The organism is Nonomuraea jiangxiensis (assembly GCF_900099965.1).
GTDB classification, from domain to species: domain Bacteria; phylum Actinomycetota; class Actinomycetes; order Streptosporangiales; family Streptosporangiaceae; genus Nonomuraea; species Nonomuraea jiangxiensis.
This window is the reverse complement of sequence record NZ_FNDJ01000012.1, coordinates 344563-367974: the sequence shown is the minus strand read 5'-3', so window position 1 is coordinate 367974 and position 23412 is coordinate 344563. Positions and strand designations below refer to the sequence as shown.

The following is a 23412-nucleotide window of genomic DNA, read 5'->3' as shown; positions in this document are numbered from 1 at the left end:
GACCTCTTCAGCGGCTACACGTCGGCAGGGGTGACGGCCGGCATCGACCTGGCGCTCGCTCTCGTCGAAGAGGACCACGGGCCCCACGTGGCGCGCGACGTCGCCCGTGCCCTGGTGGTCTACATGCAGCGCGCGGGCGGCCAGTCCCAGTTCTCGGCACCGCTGCAAGGACCGCCGCCCCGCTCGCCGGCTCTCCGCAGCATCACCGACTTGGTGACAGCGAACCCCCGCGGGGACCACTCGCTCGGTGAGCTCGCGAAACACCTCAACGTGAGCACCCGGCACCTCACCCGGCTTTTCCACGACGAGTTGTCCACGACACCGGCCCGGTACGTGGAGAACATCCGATTCGACATGGCCAGGGCGCTGCTCGACCAAGGACGCACCGCGACGCAGGCCGCGATCCTTGCCGGGTTCCCCAGCTACGAAAGCATGCGACGGGTTTTCGCCAGGAAGCTGTCGATCAGCCCCACCGCCTACCAACGCGGGTTTGGCACGGCCCACCGCGCGAGCGCGGATTAGCGCCTGGGGGTCTGGGCGCGGGCGTCCTCCCGCGCCACCTACCGGCTGCCGCGGGCCTGCGTGTCGCTCGGCCCGGTGAGCTATGTGGGCGATCGCCGGTTCACGGGTACGCCGATGAGCGAACTGCTCCGGTCGGGCGTGCCGAACACGCTGCGGGAGCTGTCCGGCACTCGCCGGCCACCGCCTACGCCATCGGCCATCCGAAGGCGGTCAAGACCGCGCTGCTGGCCGACGAGGCGACCCGGGCAGCGGCCCGGGAGGCTTTGGAGGAGTTCGACGCCCGCCAGGCCTCCGCCGACGCGGTCGATCGACCGCGTCGCGGCCGCCGACGTTACCAGGCACCGGCAGAGCGAGTACGACGAGAGCCTGCGCCGTGAGCGGGAGTCGCTGGCCGCCCAGGCCCGGGCGACCCATGACGGAGGCGAGGCCGAGGCGTCCATGGACGTCTTCAACGCCATGGCCGAGGTCCGCATGGCCGCCCCACGAGCGCTGGCGCGCCTGCGCGGAACGCGAACAGCTCCCGCCGGCCCAGCCCGGCCGGCTCCGTCCCGTCGAAGCGGATGCTGCCCGAGGTGGCCTCCTCCAGGCCGAGCAGCAGGTTAGCGATGGCCCGGCCGAGAATAGCGCGTCGTCGATCGACCACACGACGGTGATGGGCGGGCCCGGTTCCAGCTCGATGCCGATGGTGTCGTCGGCCAACCAGTCAGCGCGGCCCGACCGACGTCAATGTCGATGTCGACCCGTAGGTCCTCGTCGATACCCTCCGGGCCGAACACCAGAGTGACTGGCCGGACGCGCGGTGCCGCAGGATCTCGCGTACGGCCACGTCGAAACCTCCGCCGGCCCGCTCCGGATCGCGGTACGTCCGGGGGTACAGCAGGTTGTCCGTGAGCACGTCATTCATAGCGGATCAGTGCACGCCCCGGGGCCCGGCTCCCTGCGCCGACACGGGCTGCCGGAGGGCTTACGCAGTCCTCACGTGTAGCAGCTCGCTGTAGCCGAGGCGGGTGATGAACTCTTCCTGTGCGCGACGCATCGCCTCGTTGACCTTCTCGACGCCGGCATTGGTGAAGTCGACCACGCTGCGGAACGGGCGGGTGCCGGCGGGCAGGGCGAGGATCCGGGCGACCTCCTCGGCCACGGCTCTTGGATGGGCGTCCATGCCTGGGGTGAAGAGAGCCGACGTGGCCTCTTCATAACGGGCCACCAGCGGGTCGAGCCTGGCATAGGCGCGGCTGCGTTCCACGTCACCGGCGTGGCTGGCGTTGGGGAAATGCTGGGTGCCCTGGGTGAAGGGGCCGGGTACCACGATGACGGTCTCGATGCCGAACGGGTTCACTTCGTACGCAGTCACCTGCGCAAGAGCGTCGGCAGCGGCCTTCGATGCGACGTAGGGCCCCATGAAAGGCGGCACAACCACCGAGGTGGTGCTGCCGACGTAGAGCAGCGTTCCCGAACCGCGCTCGCGCATGTGCGGGAGCACGGCTCGATTGACGCGCTGGATGCCAAGGGCGTTGACATCGAACAGTCGCTGGATGTCTTCGGGAGTGAAGGCCTCAACGTAGCCGATGTACAGGTGTCCTGCGTTGTGCACGACGGTGTCGAGCCGGCCCGCCTCGTCGAGGATGGTCGCGACGGCCGCTTCAGCGGACGGCTCGGACTGTACGTCGAGTTCGACCACACGCAGGTCGAGGCCGTCGCGGCGACCGAGTTCGAGCAGGTCGTTCGCGTGACTGGCGTTGCGGCCCGCAAGGTTGTGCATGCTGGCGTAGACGGTGTGCCCGGCTGTGGCGAGCGCGCGAGCAGTCAGATTGCCGATCCCGGTCGAGGCACCAGTGATCAGAACAACAGAGGACATGAGGGGACTTCTTTCCAGTGCGGTAGATCAATGCAGTGAGATGGTCTAGAGAGACTGCCGCCGGTGTGGGCCACTTGGCGGATGGTTCCGCGTCGCAAGGCTTGAGTAAGGACACGGTTTCGGCGATGTGCTCGGGCTGACCGAGGTGCGGGACCCGCTGAGGGCTGTCAGTCCTCCAGGGATTGCCGGCCCAGAACATCCAGGAACTCGAAGTGGTCCGCGGTGGTCGAGCCGGGTTGCGGCCGGAAGATCACCAGGCGGTGCCCCGTGCTGGAACTGAGCACGAAGTCACACTGCACGTCCAACTGCCCGACATGCGAGTGGATCAACGTCTTTCGCGTGGACCGCAGCGGGAGGACCTCCATGGCGGCCCAGTAGCGGGAGAATTCCTCGCTGGCTTCGAGGAGGTCAGCGATGAGCCGGCCACTGATGGGATCCTGACCGCGGTGAGCGCTGGCGGCACGCAGGTCCGCCGCGTAACCGCGTCCGATCGCCTCGTGTTCCTCGGCGATGTTGAGGGCGCGCGACGACGGATCTGTGAACCAGCGCCATGTCACGTTGCTCGCACGGTCGTCCCCGTGTGCCCACGAGCCAATGAGTGCGTGGCTCAGCCGGTTCTGAGCCAGCACGGTGGTCAGGTCGTCGACGATGTGCGCGGGCACCGTGGTCAGCGAGTCGAGCAGGAACATCATCGCGGGGTCGACATAGCTGCCGGTCGCGCCGGGCCGGGGCGGTGGATAGCCGGCCAGCTCATAGAGGTAATCGCGCTCGTCCACCGACAGCCGCAACGCCCGGGACAGGCTCGCCAGCACCGCCTTGGAAGGTTTGACGGTACGGGACCGCTCCAGCCGTTCGTAGTAGTCCACGGACACATCGGCCAGCAATGCGACCTCCGAGCGGCGCAGGCCAGGTGTCCGCCTGCGGGCGCCAGGCACGAGCCCGACGTCCGCAGGCCGAAGCGCCTCACGACGGACCCGCAGGAAACTGCCCACGTCGCTGTGCACCATCGGATGCTCACCCCTGAATTGCGCTCATCGCGATCGGTGTGTAACGCTCACCCGCCACGGCACCGGCGGGAACCGCTTCGTCGAGCATCGCAAGCGTTGCGTTGTCCAACTCGATGTCTGCCGCAGCCACGTTGTCTTCCAGATAGGCCCGGCGCTTGGTGCCGGGGATCGCGGTCACCCCCTGCGCCAGCACCCATGCCAGCGCCAATCGGCCAGGCGTGACACCACGATTCTCGGCGATCGCCTGGACCTTGTCGACCAACTGCAGGTTATGCCGCAGGTTCTCCCCGAGGAAACGGGGAGCAGTACGACGCCAGTCGCTCTCTGGCAACCCCTCCAGCGACCGCAGACCACCAGTGAGCATCCCGCGTCCGAGGGGCGAATACGCCACGAACCCGATGCCAAGTTCTCGAACGGCGGTGAGGACACCGTTGGATTCCACGGTGCGGGTGAACAACGAGTACTCCGTCTGCACCGCGGAGAGCGGCGTAGCGGCGTGAGCGGCACGGATGCTCTCCGCGGACGCTTCGCTGATCCCCAGGTAGCGGACCTTTCCCTCAGTGATCAGCTCTCCGAGGGCGCCGAAGGACTCCTCCACCGGCACATTCGGGTCGACCCGGTGCAGGTAGTACAGATCGATGCGATCCGTGCCCAGGCGGCGGAGCGATCCTTCGACAGCGCGACGCAGATAGTCCGGCCGGCCGTTCGGGCCGCCGACGATCTTCCCTGTCTCGTCGAGGGTGACGCCACCGCCCTTGGTCGCCACCACGACCTGGTCGCGATGGGCTGACAGCGCCCGTCCCAGAAACTCCTCGCCGCTGAACGGGCCGTACATGTCCGCGGTGTCGAACATCGACACGCCTAGCTCGATCGCTCGATGCACGGTGGACAATCCCTCCGCGTCGTCCGGTGTGCCGTACATAGCGGTCATGCCCATCGTGCCGAGGCCCTCGACCGAGGTCACCAGGCCCTGGCTGCCGACCGCCCGCATTTTCATGCTCATAACGGGATTCGTCCACTTCTCCTACCGGGCCGCCCTTCCGGCGACCGCAAGAGAAGCATGCAGCCGTGACGCGGATCCTCCATCGTCCTGCGTAGCCCCGTCCTATCAGGACGACGCTACGAACTCCCCGAGATCGAAGTCGAAGGACGTGAATCTGCCCTGCTGTTCATCGCCCCCAGCGCCGGACTGACCTGGGCCCAGATAGCGAGCGCGATGGGATTCAACAGCAGCACTACACCCACCTGACGGCGCGGCAGGACGCCGACTCGTGACGCGCGACTCCCCGCCCGGCCTGCTGGTCCTGCACGCGGTCCGCATCCTCGGGTTCGCGGACACACCGGTGGTCGCGCAGCGGTACGGGCTCGATACCGAACCGGGTCGGGCCGAGAACGAGCGCCTGCTCGCGGCCGAACTCACCAGCGTCGGCGGCGCCGACCAAATCCGGGACGTCTACCGCGAATTCCTCCCTCTCAACGCCCTCCTGCTACGGGCCTGCACCGACTGGCAACTCCGGCCCACCAGCCGGCGACCGGCTCGCCGTCAACGACCACCGCGATTCCGCCTGGGACACCCGCATCCCGCACGACCTCGCCGACATCTCCCGCGCGCTCACGCCACTGGCCGACCGGCTTGCGAGCGTCCTGACCCGGTTGCGCGGATACCCCTGGCACGCGCCCGGGCCGGGGATAACGCCTGGGTGGACCGCACCGACGTCGACTCCTGCCATCGCGTCTGGTTTCAGCTCCACGAAGACCCCAGAGTAACTAGCCTCCCTCAACCGTCGGGACGACAGGATTCGAACCTGCGACCCCTTGACCCCCAGGCACATCATGCGGGGGCGGGATCACGATGTATACCCGCCCCCACCTGGGATTACGGTCCCGTACGGTCCACTGGGGTCCAGGGCTGGTCAGGCCGATCGTCACTCAGTTAGTCACTCGGTGTCCGGCCCGTGGGCTGGGGCTGCTGCCATACGTCACGGCCGCTGCTCCACAGCTCAGAGGCATGATAGGCGAATCGGTCGAACAAGCCGTCGTCCTGGTAGCGCCGCAGGTGCAGCATCGGTGAGTCGTGACCGACGAGCTTGGCCAGATGGGGCGTGACGAGCATCTCCGAGTCGAACCGGAACACGCTCATGGCGATGTGCTCGTCACCGTAGCGGGCCTCGATTCCGGGAACGTCGCGTAGCTGCTCGATCTCCGACAACGTGATCCGGATGCGGGTGGACACGGTCAGTGGGACGTTCTCCACCTCCTCGCGGCGGCGGGTGACGTCACTCTCCGGGTCGCCGAGGAGAAACCGGACCTTGCAGCCCTGCTGTGCTTTCCGTTTGAGGACCTTGGCCAGGTTCGGGTGTTCCAGCCACAGGAAGTAGTTCGTATAACCGGCGAACACGATCTCGTTGCGCGCCGAGTTGATGAGGTTGCGCCAGATTGATTTCGGGCATGCGGAACGGTACGGATAAACGGTCAGGACTTCCTTGTCCGGCCCGGTTTTCACCGTATTGCGAATTGCGTCTGGCCATAGCACGACTGTCTCAACTCCTAGTGCCTCTGCGGCGGCCCATTGGTGCCGTAGGTGCGGAATGCGAGTCTCGTCCTGCAACCAGCGTTCCACCGTCTTGACGTCCACGCCACATCGGTCGGCCAAGTTCTGGTTCGTGACCTGGGCGTTCAGCATGGCGCTGCGCAGGGGGACGTTGGCCACGGTACACCTCGGAATGGAGGACGTCAGGGACGTTTTGAGCGTAACGCTGAAACGTCCTGGACGTCTTGATAACGCGGTGGGTTCGTCACGCTTAAGTAAGCACGCTATTCCCATGTCAACCCCGGTAATCCTCGAAGATCTCCAGGCGGCATTTCACGGATGGTGTATTTGGCGTAGTTCGGCGGGGCGTCTCTGGGCAACGCGAAACGGCCGGCGTCTATCCCAGCACGAAGTGGATCACGGCCTCTGCCAGACGATCGATGCGGACGACGTTGCTGGGCTCGCCGAGCAGTTGAAGGAGCAGGAGACAGCGGAGCAGGCGCTGTGAGCCCCTCATCGTCCCGGCCGGAGACACATGCCGCCGAAGCTCTGGCCGACGCCCTGGCCGCCCGAGGCGTCTCCGCAGACGTGCACGACGGTTACGGCCTGGCGCTGGTGTCCGTCTGGGCCGGGCTGGTCGTCTGGTGTCACGGCGGGCGGTACTGGTGGCGGTCGGGGTGGGATGCGAGACGGTATCGAGTCATCTACGCCTGGCACCCCGCCACCGAGCCCGCTCGGGCAGCTCATCGCGTCGCTCGCCGCTACGCCCAACTGCGGGAGTCTCACACGCTCGCTGCGCCGGTCACCGGAGCGCCGCCGTGTCCGTGACCTTGAAGCAGGTGATCGACTGCTACCCGGCGTGGCAGGTGCAGGACATGGCCGGAGGCTGGGTGGCCGTTCGGAAGACCTTGGTTTCCCGGACGAGCGGGCTGTCCAATGTCCGTTGCGGGGAGACGCTGGATGAACTGGCCGCGAACCTACAGGCAGAGACCAGGCCGCGGGAGGGACCGGACACCTCATCGAGGGCAGTCTGAAATGACCTGCGCCACGCCGGGGGAACCACCACAGGCGGCAACCTGAGTGAATCGGTGGCAACCCGACCCGGAGCGCAGGGCCTCCAGGCCCGAGCACAGGAAGCGGGGCGGCAGGCTCTTGAATGCTCATCGTCGGGGCCGCCCGCCCGCGTGCGGTGGCGGGCGCGAACGGCCCCCAAGGCCGCATGCGCAAGCCCGCCAGACCGCTAAGCGGGCGGGCGGCCCCGTGGCGAGCGCAGCGAGCCCTTGAACCAGTAAAGAAACTCTGAGCCACTCAGACCTGTGCTGTCTGAGCTGTGCTGTCGGGTCTCATGCCCCACACCGAAACCTCAGTAGTGACCTTGAGGTTGCCGAGCGGGTCAGCCCTGATTAGCTCCTCCAGAAGTGCCTCCTGAGAGAGGCCAGGCGGCCCATAGCGGGCGCACCACTTCTGACCATCGATCGTGGAGACGGAGAGGCGTTGCTCATCGTCGATAAGAGTCGCTTCGCGTACCTTGCCTTCACGCACCTTCTGAAGAATGAACGAGATATCACGCTTGCTGTAGGGGTCGTATGTCGCGAAAGCCGCGAACGCACCTGCAAGGACATGCGCAATGACCAGCATCGTCAGCAGCTTGACCCTTGGCCTGGAGGGGCTGCGCTCCGATAAGGGATTGACCACGGCACCTCTTTCGTTCGGCTGGTCACCCATGCCATGCACCTTCGTCGCAAACGACGCGGATTGCACCGAGACCGTCTAGGAGGGCCAAAAGTACCTCATGGCTGGCAATGGCAACTAGATCACGAGGTCTATGCCGTTGTCACTGAGTTCCTGCGGTGTCAGGTCGACATCCGGGTCGTCGGCGAGTTCGCGGTGGTAGCCGATCTCGTAGCGGTTGGCGGGGGCTTTGACCTCGGTGACTTCGATGGGGTGGCCGTTGGGGTGGGCCATGGTGCGGCGGATGATGAGGACGGCTTCGGCGTAGTCCATGCCGAGTGCGGTGCGTTCGTCTTCGTAGGCGATGCGGGCGGTGGTGAGGGTCATCCAGCGGACTGGGCCGTGCTCGCGGATGAGGGACTGGTAGAAGAAGGCTGGGCGCTTGCGGTATTGGGCGTGGCGCTTGGGATCGTCCCAGTCGGGGAGCATGTCGGCGTTGGTGTAGGAGTTGATCTCCAGGCAGACCGATGCGCCGTGGATGGCGGCGGCGTGGCCTCGGTGCCACAGGTTGCGGCGGTGGATGATCGGGTGGCCGGGCCGGATGCTGAGCATGATCGCGATGTCGCGGGTGGCGGTGGTCTTCTCGCCGGTGGACAGCGGGGCCTCTTGGTCGCGTTGGGCGAGGTCCCAGCCGAAGGCTTGCACGTCGGGGTGGTTGCCGGGGGCGGCGAGGTCGGGGCGGTCGCGGTCGGTGATGAGGATGGTGCGGCGTTCGGGCATGGGGCGGACAAAGGAGCCGCGTCCGCGCATGACGTAGGCGAGCCCTTCGGAGACGAGGGTGTCGATGGCCTTGCGGACGGTGGGGCGGGAGACGTCGTATTTGCGGACGAGTTCGGGTTCGCTGGGCAGTGCGCCGCCGGGTGGGTAGCGGCCGTCGAGGATGGCGGCTCGTAGGTCGGTGGCGATGACGCGCCAGCGGGCGTCCTTGTCGTCGGTGGTGCTCTCCATGCTGCGCCTTCCTTGGTAAAGCTTCCAGGACTACTTGTACTACAGGTTGACTATCATGCGCCATGTCTGTCAACCTGTAGTACAGGTAGTCGAGCAGAGGAGGTGGTGCCCTATGAGCAAGGAGGAACGGCACGACGAGCAGCCGTTCGGCGGCGAGTGGCTGGCCGATCTCGCCCGCCTGATCAACGCGCCGGACTACGAGCGGTGGCGCTCCATGGTCGCGGCCACCGGCGGATACGCCCACCCGGTGCACCTGGCCGGAGGGTCGATGATCGTGGACGCGGGCACGGGCGAGGTCCTGCACGCCTACACCACCGACGGGGAGCCGTCCGGGCATCTCCTGATGGCCTGCGGCAACCGGCGGGCCTCGGTCTGCCCGGCCTGCTCACAGACCTACCAGGCCGACACCTTCCACCTGATCCGGGCGGGCCTGTCCGGCGGCAAAGGCGTTCCGGAGACGGTCAGCGCACACCCCCGCGCGTTCGTCACCCTGACCGCGCCGTCCTTCGGCCCCGTCCACTCCCACCGCGACGGCCGCGCCTGCCGCCCCCGCAAGCACGACGCCCGATGCGAGCACGGGCGGCCGGTCGGCTGCCACCAGCAGCACGAACCCCACGACGAACGACTCGGCCAACCCCTCTGCCTCGGCTGCTACGACTATCCCGGCGCGGTGCTCTGGCAGGCCCACGCGGGCGCGCTGTGGCACCGCTTCACCCTCGCCCTGCGCCAAGAGCTCGCCACGCAGACCGGGATGAGCCGCCGTGCCTTCGCCGAGCACGTCAAGGTGTCGTTCGCCAAGGTCGCCGAGTACCAGCGGCGCGGCCTGATCCACTTCCACGCCATCATCCGCCTCGACGGCCCCGCCGGGCCGCACCAGCCGCCACCCGACTGGGCCGATCACCACCTGCTCACCCAGGCCATCCCGCCCGCCGCCCGCCAGGTCACCGTCACCACCCCGCCCAGCGATCTCGGCCGGTGGACTCTCGTCTGGGGTGAGCAGCTCGACATCCGCCCCATCCTGTTCGACTCACGCGCGGACGGGCTCAGCGAACGCGCCGTCGCCTCCTACATCGCCAAGTACGCCACCAAAGGGGCCGAAGCCTCAGGCACCGTCGATCACCGCCTGTCCTGCCGGGCCTGCGCCGGACGCGGGCGACTGACCGTGCTGACCCCCTGCGGGCACTGCCACGGCACCGGCCTCAAGCCCGGCCTCACCCTGGACGCCCTGCCCGTCACCGACCACGCCCGCCGCATGATCCGTACCTGCTGGGACCTCGGCGCACGCCCTGAGTTTCGGGCGCTGCGGCTCCGCCCATGGGCACACATGCTCGGCTTCCGTGGTCACTTCTCCAGCAAGAGCCGCGCCTACTCGCTCAACCTCACCGACCTGCGGAACGCCCGCGCCGCCCACCGTGCCGCCGAAGCCCGCGAACGCCACGGCCTGCCCGCCCTCGGTGACGCCACCACGCTCGTCCTGGGTCACTGGCGCTTCGCCGGAATCGGCTACACGCCGGGCGAGGCGATCATGGCCGAACACCTCCGCCAGCGCGTCCAGACCGCCCGCCAGATCGCGGCCGCGCAGGCGGATGAATGACCCCACCCCTACCCGCCCACGATCGGCGGCTCTACCGCGTCTGCGACGCCATGCATCTACTCAGCCTCAGCCGCAGCGTGATCTACGAACTCATTCGCTCCGGACGGCTTCGCTCCGTCACTCAAGGTCGGACCAGGCTCATCCCCGCCTCAGCCATAGAGGACTACATCTCCCTACTCGAACAGGAGGCTTCATGACCGAACGACGCAGCCGAGGAGACGGCGGTCTGCACTGGGACGAGAACCGGCAACGCTGGATCGCCTCGGTGACGGTCGGCTACACCCCGGCCGGCAAGCGCATTGTCAAGAAGGCCAGCGGCAAGACCAAGACCGAAGCCAAGGCCAAGCTCAAAGAGATCATTCGCGACCATGAGGACGGGCTTGCCAGTGGCCCCGCGAACTACACCGTCGCGGACGCCGTGACGAGCTGGCTTGCCTATGGCTTGCATGGCCGGAACGCGAACACGGTCACGAACTACCGGATCTTGTGCGACAAGCACATCATTCCCGACTTGGGCGCCCGCAAGCTGCGTGAACTCAGCGCTGAGGACGTGGACCGGTGGCTCGTCGGCAAGGCCAAGGTCCTCGCCGCGCGCTCGGTGCGACTGCTCCACTCGTGCTTGAACCGCGCGGTGAAGTTTGCCCAGGCCCGCGACAAGGTCAAGCGCAACGTCGTGGGCCTCTGCGAGATCCCAGAGGGCAAGGAGGGCCGCCCGTCCAAGTCCCTCACCCTCGACCAGGCGACGGCCCTGCTCAACGCGGCGGAAGGCTCGCGCCTGTACGCCTACGTGGTCCTCTCGCTGCTGATCGGTGCTCGTACCGAGGAGTTGCGGGCGCTCACCTGGAAGGAGGTTGATCTCGTTGGCGATCCGGACAAGGACATACCGCCGTGGATCGCCGTGTGGCGCTCGGTACGCGAAGGAGGCGACGCCAAGACCAAGCGCTCACGGAGGTCTCTGGCGCTGCCCAAGCGGTGCGTAGAGGCACTCACGGTGCACAAGGAGCAGCAGCGGACGGAGAGGAAGGAGGCGGGGGAGAGGTGGAAGGAGCGCGGCTTGATCTTCGCGTCCCTCGTGGGTATGCCGCTCGACGCTCACAACGTACGGAGGGCGTTCCGGAAGATCGTCAAGGACGCTGGGATGCCCGCCTACTACTGGACGCCCCGAGAGATGCGGCACAGCTTCGTCTTGCTGCTCTCCGACTCCGGCGTCCCCCCTGGAGGACATCGCTCGTCTCGTCGGTCACAGTGGCACCGCCGTTACCGAAGCCGTCTACCGGAAGCAGATACGCCCCGTACTCCTAGGTGGAGCTGCAGCGATGGACCAGCTCTTCACCTGATAGTCACTCAGTTAGTCACTCACCAGATGCGAAAGGGTGTCACTCTGTTGAGTGACACCCTGCTCGACCAGCCGAAGCGTGGTCGGGACGACAGGATTTGAACCTGCGACCCCTTGACCCCCAGTCAAGTGCGCTACCAAGCTGCGCTACGTCCCGGTTGTGTCGGCCGCCCCCTGCGGGGCGGGACGTCATAACCTTAGCGCACATCGGAGGTACGCGCGCACACGTGAAACCGGGAGTGGAGGTGGCCGGTGGGGCGGAAGCCGAGCATTGATCGGCGGGAGCTGGCCAGGTTGGTCGCTGAGGGGATGAGCGTGCAGGAGCTGGCTGCGCACTTCGGTGTCAGCGAGTCCGGGGTGTTGCAGGCCAAGCGGGCCGCCGGGCTGGCCAGGCCGATGCTCGACCACAGCGGGGCCGTGCCGTGGAAGCTCGCCCGCGCCCACAGCCAGTCCGGGCCCGCGACGAACCTGCGGAACCTGTCGGCCGCCGCGCAGGGCAAGCCGCCCGCGCCCGAGCGGCTGAACACGGCGCTGCGGTGGGCGCAGCGGCTCGTGGACGCGGGGCTCGACGTACGGTACGACGCCGGCGAGGGATTCACCGAGGTCCCGGCGGCATCAACGGGCTCGCATGTCGCATCCGTGCTGGAGGCGGCCAGGAAGGGCCTGGAAGCCCGCTGAAACGCTAGTTTCGGCGCGTTGTTCGAGGGCAGTCGCTGGTCTCAACAAGAGACCGGAGGCGAACATCATGACCACCTCTTTCTGGGTGGCCGTCGTCGTGGTCGTCGTGGTGGCGGTCGCCGTGATCGGCTATATCGGGCTGAGACAGCAGCGCCGCAACCATCTCCGCGAACGTTTCGGCCCGGAGTACGAACGCATAGTCGCCGAGCGGGACAACCGGCGGGAGGCGGAGCAGGAGCTGCTCGAACGCGAGCAACGGCATGCCGAGCTCGACATCCGGCCCCTGACGGCTGAGTCCCGGGACACCTACGCGCAGCGCTGGACCGAGGTGCAGGAGCGCTTCGTCGACGCGCCCGCCTTCGCGGTGACCGAGGCCGACCAGCTGGTCACGGCGGTCATGGCGGAGCGGGGCTACCCGACGGAGAACTTCGAGCAGCGGCTGTCCGACCTGTCGGTGGGGCACGCGGAGACTCTCGATCACTACAGGACGGCTCACGAGATCAGCGGGCGGGCGGCCAGGGACGAGTCCTCCACGGAGGAGCTCCGGCAGGCCATGGTGCACTACCGCGCGCTCTTCGAGGAGCTGTTGCATGAGACCACACGAGGACGGTGAGGCACATATGAGCAGCGATGAGCTGAAAGTGCCGTCGCAACGCGGCGACCATACGAAGGTCGATCCCGCCGCCAAGACCGATGCCAACGTCGAGGACGAGACGACGAAGGGCGAGCGGGACGGAAGGGGAGACGGTTACATCCGTGACGAATCCCTCACGGAAAGCGATGAACGTGCCCGTGGCGAGGGCGAGCCGGGGTCATTCCACGGCCGTGGCGAGGACGTCCGTGATCGGGACGGGCTGAGGTCGCCCCGGGCCGACGACGAGTACGCGGCCGCCGTCCCCGGCGCCGTGAGTCCCCCCGAGTCCGGCGACACCACCTACCAGGACCCCTACGCCCGGACCGGCGGCGACAGGCCGGCCGAACCGGAACCCGACACCCCTGGAACCTCGGCGGGCCGCGAGCCCGCCTATCTCCCCGGCGCGACCTCCGTCCCCGGCGCCGCCCCCGCGCACGCCCTCCCCGAGGAGGCGGGGCTGTTCGACCAGGACCCCGCCGAGGTGCAGGCCCGCTGGCGCGACCTGCAGGCGTCGTTCGTGGACGACCCCGGCGAGGCGGTCCAGCGCGCCGACGGCCTGGTGGGCGAGGTCGTCGAGTCCCTCACCAGCAGCCTGAACAGCCGTACGAGCACCCTGCGCGGCCGCTGGAAGGACGCCGAGGCCTCCGACACCGAACAGCTGCGCCTGGCGCTGCGCGACTACAGGAACGTCCTGGAGCGCCTGCTGACCCTCTCCAACCAGGGCACCGGCCTCCCCGACCCGAACCTTTCAAGTCAGGGCGTGCCGGGGCAGGGCTTCTCAAGTCTGGGAATGAGGTGACATGACATGCTCGCAATAGTCGCGGCGATCGTCTTCGGGCTGGGATTCCTGCTCGACCTCGTGGGCGTCCGCATCGGCGGGTTCTCCGGGATGACGTTCGCCCTGCTGGGGCTGACCCTGCTGGCGCTGCATCAGGCCGGCATCGGCACGGCCTCCATCCGTAGCGGGACCAGCAACTGGCGCGGCCGTACCCGTCGTTGAAGGTGAACGATGACGCGCACACGACCGACCGGAGGCCGCGATCGCGGCCTCCGGTCGGTTGAGCCACCGGAACCCCGGAAGTCACCCCTTGCCGGGGAAACGCATGATCACAGTGCTGCCGCCCCTGCCGACGCGCAAGGTCAGGTCGGAGGAGAGCAGGCGGGCCACCCACAGGCCCATGCCACCCACGGCGCCCGGCATCGGGCCCGGCTTCCACGTGCCGTGGTCGTGGATCTCGACGACCAGGTCGCCGTCTATCGTCCAGGCACGGATGCTGGCGTCGTCCGCGCCATGGGTGACGGCGTTGGTGGCCACTTCGTTGACGGCGATGACGAAGTCGCCGATGGACTCCTCGGGAATGCCGGCGGCGCGGGCCTCGTCCTCGGCGAACTGCCGGACCAATGGCAGGCCCGGCAGCCGGAAGCTGAGCTGTTTCACGGGCACGCCGGGTGGCGGGCTCGTGTAGCCCGACTGAGGCTCTACGTCCTCGTTCACCCGACGACCACCTTCTCAGCCGACCAGCTCGGTGCGTAGCTGGTCGAGAACCTTACGGAGGATACGTGAGACGTGCATCTGCGAGATCCCGAACTCCGCGGCGATCTCGGCCTGCGTCATGTTGCCGAAGAACCGCAGCAACAGGATGTGCTTCTCACGGGAGGGGAGCGCGTCGATGAGGGGCTTGACGGCTTCCCTGTCGACCATGTTGCTCAGCGTGTCGTCGTCCTCCGGGATGACGTCGCCGAGCGAGGCGGCGTCGTCGTCGGTGCCGAGCGGCGCGTCGAGCGACAGGGTGCTGTACGCGGCGGAGGCGTCGAGTGTCAGCAGGACGTCCTCCTCGGTGATGTTCATCTTGGCGGCCAGCTCCGCCACCGTCGGTGACCTGCCCAGATCCTGGCTGAGATCCGCCACGAGCCTGTTGAGCTCCGAGCGGCGCTCCTGGTAGAGCCGGGGCACCCGGATGGCCCAGGTGCGGTCGCGGAAGTGCCGTTTGACCTCGCCGGTCATGGTCACGACCGCGTAGCCCCTGAACGCGTGACCGAGGCTCGGGTCGAAGCCGTTGACCGCCTTCATCAGGCCAACATACGCGGCCTGGAGGAGATCCTCCAAAGGTTCGCCACGATAGCGGTAGCGCCTGGCGATCTCCATGGCCAGCGGCCGGTGCATCTCGACGATGCGCTCACGCAGCCGCTCCCTGTGGCTGCCGGGCGTGTCCTCCCTGACCATCTCGGCCAGGAGGTCTTCTGCTGTCATCTCCTCGAGGATGTATTCCTGCACAGCCATCGCTGCTCCTCATATGGACCGCAGGCGCCCTCCCCCAGCAGAAAAAGCCCAGGCAGAGGCACGCCTCGCTCTACTCTCGAGACGAAAGCCCTCTGCTGGACTTCGGATCCAGTCTCCCCCGTGTGGCGCGAAGTATTCCTCTCTGGTGCGGTGACAGTAGGGTTGCTTCGTGACAATGCCGGAAAACGGCGAGGGGCACATGGCGGCCCTCAGCCTGACGTCGTCGACCGTGGACGAGATCACCGTGATCACCGTCGACGGTGTGCTCGACGCCACGACGCGCGAGCAGTTCGCCGATTACCTGTCCATGGCGGGCTCAAACCTCATCCTTGACCTGGCCGGGGTGACGTTCATGGATTCGCGCGCGCTCGGGCTGATCGTGCACCACTGGCAGACGAGCCTGGCCTCGGGGTCCAGGTTCGCGCTGGTCGGCGTCGAATACTCCAAGTCCAAGGTCATGTGGATCACGGGGCTGGCCCAGCGTCTGCCGCTCTACGACACCCTCGACGACGCCCTGGCCGCCATCGGCTGACGAGGCGGCGCGGCCGCGGCAATCGGTTGGCCGGGCGGCCCGGCCTCAGTGCTCGACTGGCCGGGCGGACCGGCCTCGGTGCTCGGCACAGGCCGCCCCGGTCTCAGCGTTTCGACTTGCGCTGGTGCTCGTCGACCAGCAGCCGGGCCAGGTCGGCCACCTTGACCTGGTGGTGCTGGGAGATCCTGCGCAGCTCCTCGAACGCCTCGTCGGACGTGACTCCGCTGGTCTGCATGATGATGCCCTTGGCCTGGTCGATCAGCGACCGCCCGGCCAGGGCCTCCTGGAGCTGGGCGGCGTCGGTGCGCACCTCCTCGAAGTCCCACATGTTGGCCATGGCCACGCCGACCTGCTCGGTCAGCATGTCGGCCAGCGAATGGGCGCCCAGGGGGGAGAAGGCCCTCGGGCGTACCGAGTACAGGCCCACGACCAGCACGGCGGGGGTCACGTCGATGGGGACGACGAGCACGGAGCGCACGCCCCAGCGGCTGGCCATGGCGTCGTAGCGGGGCCAGCGGGTGTCGCTGAGCACGTCGGCCACGGTGGCGCGGGCGCCGCTCTGCCTGGCCTCGGTGGCCGGGCCCTCACCCAGCTCCCGCTCGCCCTCGACGAGCATGATGAGCTCGCTGTGCGAGCCCGAGACCAGGACCCGCTGGTCGCGCCAGTGCTCCGCGGAGGCTCCCGAGCACCCGGGCACCCCGGCCGCCAGCGCCGTGGTGAGCCCGCGCAGTACGCTCTCCGTCGAGTTGTCCTCGCCCAGCCGGCCGAGTGCGGCCAGGTCCCGGGCGAGACCGGGGGTGATCATCGCGGTCGATTCCATAGCGATTAGCCTCTACCCGATATGGCCCCCCTTATCCCGGGTGGCGTAGCGTCAGAGGGTGACCATGCCCGACCTCGAACACGCGCTGGACGCGCTGGCGGGGCGCGTCTCCTCGTTGCGTGAGGCGAGGATGGCCTACCCCGCCGACCTCGCGCCCACGCTCGACGCCGCCCTGGCCGAGCTCGACACCGCCGCCGAACTGCTCGCCGCGGCCGGAGAGGCGCTGCGCAAGGCTCCCAAGCGGCCAGGAAGCAAGAAAGACGGCACGCAGCGGGAGCTGAAGCTGCTGCGCCAGGTGTTCCGGGCCTTCCCCGTGCCGGTCGTGGTGCTCGACGGCGGCGGCGTGGTCAGGCGGATCAATCCCGAGACCTCACGCATGCTCGGCAGCCCCGACGGCTACCTGGTCGGCCGGTCGTTCCCGCTGCTGGTGGACGTGTCGCGACGGGCGGCCTTCCGCTCCCACCTGACGTCGGTGCTGCAGACCGGGCAGCCGGCGGCGTTCGAGACGCGGCTGGCGCACCAGGGGCGCACGCACACGGCGCAGGTGGCGCTGACCAGGCTGACCATGCCGGGCGAGCCGCAGCAGATGGTGGCGGCGGTGGTGCTGCCGACCGAGGTGCAGCTGCCCGAGCCGGGCGCGCGGCGGCCCGAGGCGTCCGACAGCGCGCTGTTGCTGACGGCGGCCAAGCGGCAGGACCTGCTGGTCAGGATGGCCACGCTGCTGCTGGACGAGGAGACGCTGCTGCGCCCCGTCGCACTGGCGCGGGCGACCCGGCTGCTGGGGGCCGAGTGGGCGGACTGGGTGATCGCCGACATGGTGCGGGCGGGGCTGCCGCACCGCTCCGTCGTCGTGGGGCCCAAGAACCAGCCGATGGGCGAGCTCGTGCGCCAGGTGGAGTCCTCCGACCCGGTGGCCAGCCAGGTGGTCCTGCAGGTGCTGGAGCGCGGCTCCGGCGTGGTCTACGAGATGGTGGACGACGAGACCCTGCTCGGGTTCTGCGCCGAGGGGCCGCTGCTGACCGCGATGGGCGCGGGTTCGATGTTGTGCGTGCCGATCGGGTCCGGCGACGGCGTGCTGACGCTGGTGCGCACGCACGAAAGGCCGCCGTTCGCGCTGGCCGACCTGGCCGTGATGCAGGAGGTCGGGCTGCAGGTCGGCCTGGCGGTACGGGCCCAGACGACCTTCCAGCGCCGTTCGCGGGCGGCGGACGCGCTGTCGGCCAGCGTCGCGCCGCGCAAGCTGCCCGACGTGCCCGGCTACGAGGCCGCGGCCGTCTACCACCCGGGCTCGTCGGTGGGCGCCGAGTTCTACGACGTGTTCCCGGTCTCGGGCGGCTGGGGGTTCGCGCTCGGCGGCGCGGCGGGCAAGGGCGAGGAGGCGGCCTCGGTCAGCGCCATGGTGCGCGGCGGGCTGCGGGTGCTGAGCGCCTGGGAGTCCGACCCCGCCGCGGTGATGCGCAAGGTCAACGAGGCCCTGGTCGCGCAGGGCACGGGCATGTTCGTGATGGCCGTGGCCGGGTTCGTACGCGGGCGGGAGATCAAACTTTCCTCGGCCGGGCACCATCCGGCGGTGCTGCTGCAGCCCGATGGCGTCGTCCGCTACGCCGCCGGCGGCGGTGTGCCGCTGGGCATCTCGCCCGATGCGGAGACCGGCGTGGAGACGCTGACGGTGCACCCGGGGGAGACGCTGGTGCTCTACTCGGAGGGCCTGATCTCCTCCAGGAACGACATTGGCGAGCCCTACGGCGAGGAAAGGCTGGCCGACGTGCTCGGCCGGTGCGCGGGCCAGTCGCCGTCCACCGTGGTCAAGGCGGTGGAGGCGGACCGGCACGCGTTCTCGGGCGGCCAGGTCTGGGACGAGATCGTGGTGCTGGCCCTGCGGGGCGTCTGATCCGCAGGGGTTTGCGATCGGCGAAAACCTGGGTATGGTCGGAGATACAGATCGATGTGCCTAAGACGCAGGTGCACCTTTAACGCATTTCACGCAGAGGTGTGCCATGAATATTGCTATCGTCGCATCTGCCGGGGGAAACCAGCGTCACCGCATCCTTTCCGTAGCACGTGAGCTGGGACGCGAGCATCACGTCACCATCTACTCCCGGCGTGACAATGCCGAGGGCAAGCCCAAGACGCGGGTGGCCCCGGGGGTCACGCTGGAGCAGATCGACGTGGGCCCGGCCATGGAGCTTCCGGCCGACGAAGTGGCGCCCTATCTCAACGACGTGGGCCACCACCTGATGGAGCGGTGGAGCCACGAGCGCCCGGACGTGATCCACGCGCACTCGTGGACCTGCGGCCTGGCCGCGGTGGCGGGCGCGAAGGGCCTGGGCGTTCCCGTCACCCAGACCTTCTACGGCATTGACTCCACCCACAAGGAGCTGGAGCGGGCGCTCGGGCGCCGGGCCAACGCGGTCATCGCGGGCTCGGGCGACCAGGAGTCGGCGCTGATCCGGCTCGGCGTGCCGCGCGGCAACATCGCCGTCGTCCCGTACGGCGTCGACACCGAGCGTTTCCAGCGCCGCGGCGCGGTGGCCACCCGCGGCGCCGGCAAGCGGCTGGTGCACGTGGGGCCGCTCACCGTGGACCGCGGCGCGGACACCGTCATACGCGCGCTGCAGGGACTCGGCGAGGTCGAGCTGGTCATCGCCGGCGGGCCGGAGCCCGAGCACCTCGACAACGACCAGGACGCCCGCCGCCTGCGCGCCCTGGCGGAGGAGCTCGGCGTGGCCGACCGGGTCACGCTGCTCGGCCAGGTCAAGCGGGCCGCGGTGCCCAAGCTCATGCGCAGCGCGGACGCCGTGGTGTCGGTGCCGCGCGAGGCCGTCACGGGGGTCGTCGCGCTGGAGGCGATGGCCTGCGGCGTACCGGTGATCGCCTCGGCCGTCGGCGCGCACCTGGACTCCGTCATCGACGGCGTCACCGGCCTGCTGGTCCCGCCGGACCGCCCCGCGCGCACCGCCCGGCTGGCCCGCGAGCTGCTGTGGGACCCCACCCTGCGCACCGCGCTCGGCTACGCGGGGGCCGACCGGGCGCGCTCGCGCTACTCCTGGGAGCGGGTCAGTCAGGAGCTGGTACGCGTCTACGAGGCGGCCTGCGCCTGACCACCCCCTGTTCCGGCAGGCGGCCGACCGGCCGCCTGCCGGAATCATGTCCAGGGGCCTGTCAGGCCCGCAGCCGGGCGGCCTTGAGGCCCAGGTGCAGGGCGAGGCGGTCGTCGCCGTCCGACAGGTCCCGGTGCGTGAGGCGCTCGGCCTTGCCCAGCCGGTAGTAGAGCGTCTGGCGGTGGATGCCGAGTTCGGCCGCGCTCTTCTGGACGTGGCCGCCCCGGTCGAGATAGACCTCCACGGTCTGGGCCAGCTCGGCGTCCAGCGCCTCGGTCTCGGCGGCCAGCTCGCGCAGGTCGGCCGGGCCGAGCCGGGCCAGCAGGCGGTGCACGCCCAGATCCGCCCAGAGCGCGACGGGGGAGTAGCGGGGGAAGTGCTCGGCGATGCGCAGCGCCTGGCGGGCCTCGCGCCAGCTCAGCCAGGCGTCGGCCGGGTCCTCCCGGGTGGCGCCGATGCCGGCGGCGGTCCCGTACGCGCTCTGCAGGGTCCGCGCCGCCTCGGCGGCGAGGTGGGCGGGGGCCAGCAGGGCGACGGGCGAGCCCGGGCGGGCCAGGACGCCGCGCGGGAGCGTCCAGAGGGCGGCCACGCGCTCCTGCGACTCGCGTACGGCGACGGCGGCGACGGGGCCGTGCACCTCGATGGCGGCGGCGGCGCGTTCCTCCGGGTCGGCGGAGAGCAGGGCGCGCAGGCCGTGGCCGAGGTCCTGCCGGCTCCTGGCCTCCTGGGCGAGCGCGGCGGCGGCCCTGGCGACCAGCGGGGCGGCGGTCGCGAGCCGGTCGTCGGTGAGCTCGCCCGAGTCGAGCAGCCACAGGTAGCCGTAGGTCACCTCGCGGTGCCGCAGCGGCCAGCAGACCCTGGCCAGCACCTTGAGCGCGGCGTCGGCCGGGATCCTGACCGGGCCCCCGGCCCTGGCGATGCCGTAGCGCTCGAAGTAGGCGCGGACCTCGCCCGTGGCGCGCCGGCGCAGGATCGACTCCTGGCGGACCGTGTCGATGTCGCCGTGCTGCGCCCCGTAGGCCAGCAGGCGGAACGAGCGGTCCTCCAGCGTCGCGGACGCACCCAGCCGGGCGGCGATCTCGTCGACGATCTCTTGTAGGTCAGCCGAGTTGTGCATTTGTACGACAGCCTGCCACAGGTCGCGTTACGAGCGTCGATGGCCCCCGTTGAGCTGCGTTTTTAGACTGAGAACATGCTCGGTCAACTGCTGCTCGCCGCCTCCGGGAGCAGGCTCGTACGCCGCTCCGTCTCCGGCTTCCCGCTCACCAGGAAGGTCGTGCAGCGGTTCGTCGCGGGCGAGAGCACTCAGGAGGCCCGCGACGCCGTCGAACGCCTGCGCGACGCCAACCTGGCCGTGAGCGTCGACCACCTCGGCGAGGAGACGCGCGACGCGCGGGCCGCCGAGGCCACCACCAACGCCTATCTGGCGCTGCTGACCGCCCTGCGGCCGCTGCAACTGGGGAGCCGGGGTGAGGTGTCGGTGAAGCTGTCGGCCGTCGGGCAGCGGCTCGACGACGCGATGGCCCTGGAGCACGCCCGCGAGATCTGCGCCGCCGCCGCGGTCAACGGCTCGTCCGTCACGCTCGACATGGAGGACCACACCACGGTCGACTCGACGCTGACCATCCTGCGCAAGCTGCGGGAGGACTTTCCCGCGACCGGCGTGGCGATCCAGGCGTACCTGTTCCGCAGCGAGGAGGACTGCCGCGACCTGGCCTCGGAAGGCTCCCGGGTACGCCTGGTGAAGGGCGCCTACCGCGAGCCCGCCTCCGTCGCCCACCAGGGCAGGGGCGCCGTGGACAAGGCGTTCGTGCGATGCCTGCGGATCCTCATGGCGGGCAAGGGATACCCCATGGTGGCGACGCACGACGACCGCATGATCGCGATCACCGAGCTGCTCGCCGACCGGTTCGGGCGGACGATCGGCGACCACGAGTTCCAGATGCTCTACGGAATCCGGACCGACCGGCAGGAGGCCCTGGCCGGGGCCGGTCACACGGTCCGCGTCTACGTCCCCTACGGCGACGACTGGTACGGCTACTTCATGCGCCGCCTCGCCGAGCGGCCGGCCAACGTCGCCTTCTTCCTTCGTGCCCTTGGGGGTAAGTAATGGATGCCATCAGCAACGTCCCCGTCCCCGCCAACGAGCGGGTGTACGGATACGCGCCCGGCAGCGCCGAGCGCTCGGTGCTGGAAGACCGCGTCAAGGAACTGGCCGGGTCCTCGATCGACCTGACCATGACCATCGACGGCGAGCAGCGCCTCGGCGGTGGCGCCCCCATCGACGTGGTGCAACCGCACAACCATGCCTCCGTCCTGGGCCGTGCCAACGACGCCACGGCCCAGGACGTGCAGGACGCCGTCTCCGCGGCGCTGCGGGCGGCCCCCGCCTGGCGGGCGCTGTCGTTCGACGAGCGGGCCGCGATCTTCCTGAAGGCCGCCGACCTGCTGGCCGGCCCGTGGCGGGCGACGCTGAACGCGGCGACCGTGCTGGGGCAGTCCAAGTCGGCGCAGCAGGCGGAGATCGACGCCGCCTGTGAGCTGATCGACTTCCTGCGGTTCAACGTGGCCTACGCCCGGCAGATCTACGCCGAGCAGCCGATCTCCTCGCCCGGTGTGTGGAACAGGATGGAGTACCGGCCGCTGGAGGGGTTCGTCCTGGCGATCACGCCGTTCAACTTCACCGCCATCGCCGGAAATTTGCCGACTTCTGCCGCTTTGATGGGGAATGTCGTCGTCTGGAAGCCTTCGCCTACGCAGCAGTTCGCCGCGCACTTCACGATGCGGCTGCTGGAGGCCGCCGGGCTGCCGCCGGGCGTCATCAACATGGTCACCGGCAACGGGCAGGCCGTCTCCGAGGTGGCGCTCGCGCACCCGGCGCTGGCCGGCGTGCACTTCACCGGCTCGACCGCGACATTCCAGCACCTGTGGCGCACGGTCGGCACCAACATCGCCGGTTACCACGGCTACCCGCGCCTCGTCGGCGAGACCGGCGGCAAGGACTTCGTGCTCGCGCACCCGTCCGCCGACCCGGCCGTGCTCTCGACGGCGCTGATCAGGGGCGCGTTCGAGTACCAGGGGCAGAAGTGCTCGGCCGCCTCGCGGGCCTACGTGCCACGCTCGATCTGGAACGGCATGCGTGACGACTTCGTCGCCGTGGCCGAGTCGCTGACCGTGGGGGACGTGGCGGGCGACCTGTCGGTGTTCATGGGCGCGGTGATCGACGCCCGGGCCTTCGCCAAGCACAAGGAGGCCATCGACCGGGCGCGGGCGGCCTCGGGCATCGACGTCCTCACCGGCTCGTACGACGACTCCGTCGGCTATTTCGTGAAGCCGACCGTCCTGGAGTGCGCCGACCCCACCGACGAGATCTTCGTCAAGGAGTACTTCGGCCCGATCCTGGGCGTGCACGTCTACGAGGACCGCGACTTCGACACGGTGCTCGACCAGATGGAGGGCATCGCCCCGTACGCGCTGACCGGCTCGCTCATCGCCCAGGACCGCTACGCCATCGCCGCGGCCTCCGAGCGGCTGCGCTTCGCGGCCGGCAACTTCTACGTCAACGACAAGCCGACGGGCGCGGTGGTGGGCCAGCAGCCGTTCGGCGGCGCCCGGGCCTCGGGCACCAACGACAAGGCGGGCTCGATCTACAACCTGATCCGCTGGGTGAACGCCCGGACGATCAAGGAGACGTTCGTCCCGCCGACGGACCACCGTTACCCGCACATGGGATGAACCCGGTGGTGAGACGCCCGGCTGGCCGCCAGCCGGGCGTTTCGCGTGTCCGGCGGCGGTTGACGCGGGGGCCGCGATGATCGACGCTGACGGCGTACCAGAGCA

Annotated in this window: 24 protein-coding genes and 1 tRNA gene; 14 read left to right on the top strand and 11 right to left on the bottom strand. The window is 69.1% G+C overall.

The window, feature by feature from the left end; all coding sequences use genetic code 11:
- Nucleotides 1-522 (top strand): GlxA family transcriptional regulator (locus BLS95_RS27130; protein ID WP_143043883.1); only part of this gene is annotated, 522 nt, incomplete at its 5' end.
- Nucleotides 523-1486: 964 nt separating this feature from the next.
- Here the strand turns inward: BLS95_RS27130 and BLS95_RS27115 are convergent.
- The 4 genes from BLS95_RS27115 to BLS95_RS27090 form a co-directional block, all read right to left on the bottom strand.
- Nucleotides 1487-2380 (bottom strand): SDR family NAD(P)-dependent oxidoreductase, encoded by an 894-nt coding sequence (locus BLS95_RS27115; RefSeq protein WP_090937067.1) that lies wholly within the window; start codon nucleotides 2378-2380, stop codon nucleotides 1487-1489.
- Nucleotides 2381-2547: 167 nt separating this feature from the next.
- The gene (locus BLS95_RS27110; protein WP_090937064.1) at nucleotides 2548-3387 is read right to left on the bottom strand and encodes a helix-turn-helix transcriptional regulator; all 840 of its coding nucleotides are present in this window, start codon (nucleotides 3385-3387) and stop codon (nucleotides 2548-2550) included.
- 7 nt (nucleotides 3388-3394) lie between these two features.
- Complete coding sequence (locus BLS95_RS27105; RefSeq protein WP_090937144.1) at nucleotides 3395-4384, bottom strand: aldo/keto reductase; 990 nt, start codon at nucleotides 4382-4384, stop codon at nucleotides 3395-3397.
- Between the two features lie 936 nt (nucleotides 4385-5320).
- Nucleotides 5321-6097 carry a hypothetical protein gene (locus tag BLS95_RS27090; protein ID WP_090937054.1) on the bottom strand — a complete coding sequence of 259 codons (777 nt, stop codon included), beginning with the start codon at nucleotides 6095-6097 and terminating at the stop codon, nucleotides 5321-5323.
- 324 nt (nucleotides 6098-6421) lie between these two features.
- Between BLS95_RS27090 and BLS95_RS54425 the strand changes: the two genes are divergently transcribed.
- Nucleotides 6422-6745 carry a hypothetical protein gene (locus tag BLS95_RS54425; RefSeq protein WP_143043882.1) on the top strand — a complete coding sequence of 108 codons (324 nt, stop codon included), beginning with the start codon at nucleotides 6422-6424 and terminating at the stop codon, nucleotides 6743-6745.
- 480 nt (nucleotides 6746-7225) lie between these two features.
- Here BLS95_RS54425 and BLS95_RS27075 read toward each other — a convergent pair whose 3' ends face one another.
- Together BLS95_RS27075 and BLS95_RS27070 are read right to left on the bottom strand one after the other, a co-directional pair.
- Nucleotides 7226-7642, bottom strand: coding sequence for a hypothetical protein (locus tag BLS95_RS27075; RefSeq protein WP_143043881.1), 417 nt, complete (start codon nucleotides 7640-7642; stop codon nucleotides 7226-7228).
- Nucleotides 7643-7726: 84 nt separating this feature from the next.
- Nucleotides 7727-8596 carry a GntR family transcriptional regulator gene (locus BLS95_RS27070; protein WP_090937000.1) on the bottom strand — a complete coding sequence of 290 codons (870 nt, stop codon included), beginning with the start codon at nucleotides 8594-8596 and terminating at the stop codon, nucleotides 7727-7729.
- 112 nt (nucleotides 8597-8708) lie between these two features.
- On the opposite strand from BLS95_RS27070, the gene BLS95_RS27065 reads away from it, so the two are divergent.
- The 3 genes from BLS95_RS27065 to BLS95_RS27055 are packed head-to-tail and all read left to right on the top strand — an operon-like array spanning nucleotide 8709 to nucleotide 11628.
- Nucleotides 8709-10190: a replication initiator gene (locus BLS95_RS27065; protein WP_090936997.1), complete on the top strand. Its 1482-nt coding sequence runs from the start codon at nucleotides 8709-8711 to the stop codon at nucleotides 10188-10190.
- Complete coding sequence (locus BLS95_RS27060; protein ID WP_090936994.1) at nucleotides 10187-10387, top strand: helix-turn-helix domain-containing protein; 201 nt, start codon at nucleotides 10187-10189, stop codon at nucleotides 10385-10387. The genes BLS95_RS27065 and BLS95_RS27060 overlap by 4 nt, the downstream gene beginning before the upstream one ends.
- Nucleotides 10384-11628, top strand: a complete 1245-nt coding sequence (locus BLS95_RS27055) for a tyrosine-type recombinase/integrase (protein ID WP_245765298.1) — start codon at nucleotides 10384-10386, stop codon at nucleotides 11626-11628. Before BLS95_RS27060 ends, BLS95_RS27055 begins: the two co-directional genes overlap by 4 nt.
- Here BLS95_RS27055 and BLS95_RS27050 read toward each other — a convergent pair.
- Nucleotides 11607-11683, bottom strand: a tRNA-Pro gene (locus BLS95_RS27050). The genes BLS95_RS27055 and BLS95_RS27050 overlap by 22 nt on opposite strands.
- Nucleotides 11684-11778: 95 nt before the next feature.
- On the opposite strand from BLS95_RS27050, the gene BLS95_RS27045 reads away from it, so the two are divergent.
- The 4 genes from BLS95_RS27045 (at nucleotide 11779) to BLS95_RS27030 (ending at nucleotide 13838) form a co-directional block, all read left to right on the top strand.
- Nucleotides 11779-12204, top strand: coding sequence for a helix-turn-helix domain-containing protein (locus BLS95_RS27045; protein WP_090936991.1), 426 nt, complete (start codon nucleotides 11779-11781; stop codon nucleotides 12202-12204).
- A 67-nt stretch (nucleotides 12205-12271) separates the two neighbouring features.
- Nucleotides 12272-12817, top strand: a complete 546-nt coding sequence (locus BLS95_RS27040) for a hypothetical protein (protein ID WP_090936988.1) — start codon at nucleotides 12272-12274, stop codon at nucleotides 12815-12817.
- A gap of 7 nt (nucleotides 12818-12824) precedes the next feature.
- On the top strand, nucleotides 12825-13637 hold the full coding sequence (locus tag BLS95_RS27035) for a hypothetical protein (RefSeq protein ID WP_090936986.1): 813 nt from the start codon (nucleotides 12825-12827) through the stop codon (nucleotides 13635-13637).
- A gap of 6 nt (nucleotides 13638-13643) precedes the next feature.
- Nucleotides 13644-13838, top strand: coding sequence for a hypothetical protein (locus tag BLS95_RS27030; protein WP_090936983.1), 195 nt, complete (start codon nucleotides 13644-13646; stop codon nucleotides 13836-13838).
- An 81-nt stretch (nucleotides 13839-13919) separates the two neighbouring features.
- Here BLS95_RS27030 and BLS95_RS27025 read toward each other — a convergent pair whose 3' ends face one another.
- Both BLS95_RS27025 and BLS95_RS27020 read right to left on the bottom strand, forming a co-directional pair.
- Nucleotides 13920-14333, bottom strand: coding sequence for an ATP-binding protein (locus BLS95_RS27025; RefSeq protein ID WP_090936980.1), 414 nt, complete (start codon nucleotides 14331-14333; stop codon nucleotides 13920-13922).
- A 15-nt stretch (nucleotides 14334-14348) separates the two neighbouring features.
- Complete coding sequence (locus tag BLS95_RS27020) at nucleotides 14349-15119, bottom strand: SigB/SigF/SigG family RNA polymerase sigma factor (RefSeq protein ID WP_090936977.1); 771 nt, start codon at nucleotides 15117-15119, stop codon at nucleotides 14349-14351.
- A gap of 175 nt (nucleotides 15120-15294) precedes the next feature.
- Between BLS95_RS27020 and BLS95_RS27015 the strand changes: the two genes are divergently transcribed.
- The gene (locus BLS95_RS27015) at nucleotides 15295-15651 is read left to right on the top strand and encodes an STAS domain-containing protein (RefSeq protein WP_090936974.1); all 357 of its coding nucleotides are present in this window, start codon (nucleotides 15295-15297) and stop codon (nucleotides 15649-15651) included.
- 103 nt (nucleotides 15652-15754) lie between these two features.
- On the opposite strand, the gene BLS95_RS27010 is transcribed toward BLS95_RS27015, so the two are convergent.
- Nucleotides 15755-16471, bottom strand: a complete 717-nt coding sequence (locus BLS95_RS27010) for an ANTAR domain-containing response regulator (RefSeq protein ID WP_090936972.1) — start codon at nucleotides 16469-16471, stop codon at nucleotides 15755-15757.
- A 64-nt stretch (nucleotides 16472-16535) separates the two neighbouring features.
- Here BLS95_RS27010 and BLS95_RS27005 point away from each other — a divergent pair, with 64 nt between their 5' ends.
- Complete coding sequence (locus tag BLS95_RS27005) at nucleotides 16536-18362, top strand: GAF domain-containing SpoIIE family protein phosphatase (RefSeq protein ID WP_090936969.1); 1827 nt, start codon at nucleotides 16536-16538, stop codon at nucleotides 18360-18362.
- Between the two features lie 106 nt (nucleotides 18363-18468).
- Nucleotides 18469-19572 (top strand): glycosyltransferase, encoded by a 1104-nt coding sequence (locus BLS95_RS27000; RefSeq protein WP_090936967.1) that lies wholly within the window; start codon nucleotides 18469-18471, stop codon nucleotides 19570-19572.
- 61 nt (nucleotides 19573-19633) lie between these two features.
- Here the strand turns inward: BLS95_RS27000 and BLS95_RS26995 are convergent, their stop codons facing one another.
- On the bottom strand, nucleotides 19634-20689 hold the full coding sequence (locus tag BLS95_RS26995; RefSeq protein ID WP_090936964.1) for a PucR family transcriptional regulator: 1056 nt from the start codon (nucleotides 20687-20689) through the stop codon (nucleotides 19634-19636).
- A 75-nt stretch (nucleotides 20690-20764) separates the two neighbouring features.
- Between BLS95_RS26995 and BLS95_RS26990 the strand changes: the two genes are divergently transcribed.
- Nucleotides 20765-21682 carry a proline dehydrogenase family protein gene (locus tag BLS95_RS26990; RefSeq protein WP_090936961.1) on the top strand — a complete coding sequence of 306 codons (918 nt, stop codon included), beginning with the start codon at nucleotides 20765-20767 and terminating at the stop codon, nucleotides 21680-21682.
- Complete coding sequence (pruA, locus tag BLS95_RS26985; RefSeq protein ID WP_090936958.1) at nucleotides 21682-23307, top strand: L-glutamate gamma-semialdehyde dehydrogenase; 1626 nt, start codon at nucleotides 21682-21684, stop codon at nucleotides 23305-23307. The genes BLS95_RS26990 and pruA overlap by 1 nt, the downstream gene beginning before the upstream one ends.
- The last annotated feature ends 105 nt before the right edge of the window (nucleotides 23308-23412 follow it).

What these genes read in the sequence shown, in the direction of transcription:
- BLS95_RS27115 (WP_090937067.1), bottom strand. Translation starts at nt 2,380, where the DNA reads ATGTCCTCTGTTGTTCTGATCACTGGTGCCTCGACCGGGATCGGCAAT.
- BLS95_RS27110 (WP_090937064.1), bottom strand. Translation starts at nt 3,387, where the DNA reads ATGGTGCACAGCGACGTGGGCAGTTTCCTGCGGGTCCGTCGTGAGGCG.
- BLS95_RS27105 (WP_090937144.1), bottom strand. Translation starts at nt 4,384, where the DNA reads ATGAAAATGCGGGCGGTCGGCAGCCAGGGCCTGGTGACCTCGGTCGAG.
- BLS95_RS27075 (WP_143043881.1), bottom strand. Translation starts at nt 7,642, where the DNA reads ATGGGTGACCAGCCGAACGAAAGAGGTGCCGTGGTCAATCCCTTATCG.
- BLS95_RS27070 (WP_090937000.1), bottom strand. Translation starts at nt 8,596, where the DNA reads ATGGAGAGCACCACCGACGACAAGGACGCCCGCTGGCGCGTCATCGCC.
- BLS95_RS27065 (WP_090936997.1), top strand. Translation starts at nt 8,709, where the DNA reads ATGAGCAAGGAGGAACGGCACGACGAGCAGCCGTTCGGCGGCGAGTGG.
- BLS95_RS27060 (WP_090936994.1), top strand. Translation starts at nt 10,187, where the DNA reads ATGACCCCACCCCTACCCGCCCACGATCGGCGGCTCTACCGCGTCTGC.
- BLS95_RS27055 (WP_245765298.1), top strand. Translation starts at nt 10,384, where the DNA reads ATGACCGAACGACGCAGCCGAGGAGACGGCGGTCTGCACTGGGACGAG.
- BLS95_RS27040 (WP_090936988.1), top strand. Translation starts at nt 12,272, where the DNA reads ATGACCACCTCTTTCTGGGTGGCCGTCGTCGTGGTCGTCGTGGTGGCG.
- BLS95_RS27035 (WP_090936986.1), top strand. Translation starts at nt 12,825, where the DNA reads ATGAGCAGCGATGAGCTGAAAGTGCCGTCGCAACGCGGCGACCATACG.
- BLS95_RS27030 (WP_090936983.1), top strand. Translation starts at nt 13,644, where the DNA reads ATGCTCGCAATAGTCGCGGCGATCGTCTTCGGGCTGGGATTCCTGCTC.
- BLS95_RS27020 (WP_090936977.1), bottom strand. Translation starts at nt 15,119, where the DNA reads ATGGCTGTGCAGGAATACATCCTCGAGGAGATGACAGCAGAAGACCTC.
- BLS95_RS27015 (WP_090936974.1), top strand. Translation starts at nt 15,295, where the DNA reads ATGCCGGAAAACGGCGAGGGGCACATGGCGGCCCTCAGCCTGACGTCG.
- BLS95_RS27010 (WP_090936972.1), bottom strand. Translation starts at nt 16,471, where the DNA reads ATGGAATCGACCGCGATGATCACCCCCGGTCTCGCCCGGGACCTGGCC.
- BLS95_RS27005 (WP_090936969.1), top strand. Translation starts at nt 16,536, where the DNA reads ATGCCCGACCTCGAACACGCGCTGGACGCGCTGGCGGGGCGCGTCTCC.
- BLS95_RS27000 (WP_090936967.1), top strand. Translation starts at nt 18,469, where the DNA reads ATGAATATTGCTATCGTCGCATCTGCCGGGGGAAACCAGCGTCACCGC.
- BLS95_RS26995 (WP_090936964.1), bottom strand. Translation starts at nt 20,689, where the DNA reads ATGCACAACTCGGCTGACCTACAAGAGATCGTCGACGAGATCGCCGCC.
- BLS95_RS26990 (WP_090936961.1), top strand. Translation starts at nt 20,765, where the DNA reads ATGCTCGGTCAACTGCTGCTCGCCGCCTCCGGGAGCAGGCTCGTACGC.
- pruA (WP_090936958.1), top strand. Translation starts at nt 21,682, where the DNA reads ATGGATGCCATCAGCAACGTCCCCGTCCCCGCCAACGAGCGGGTGTAC.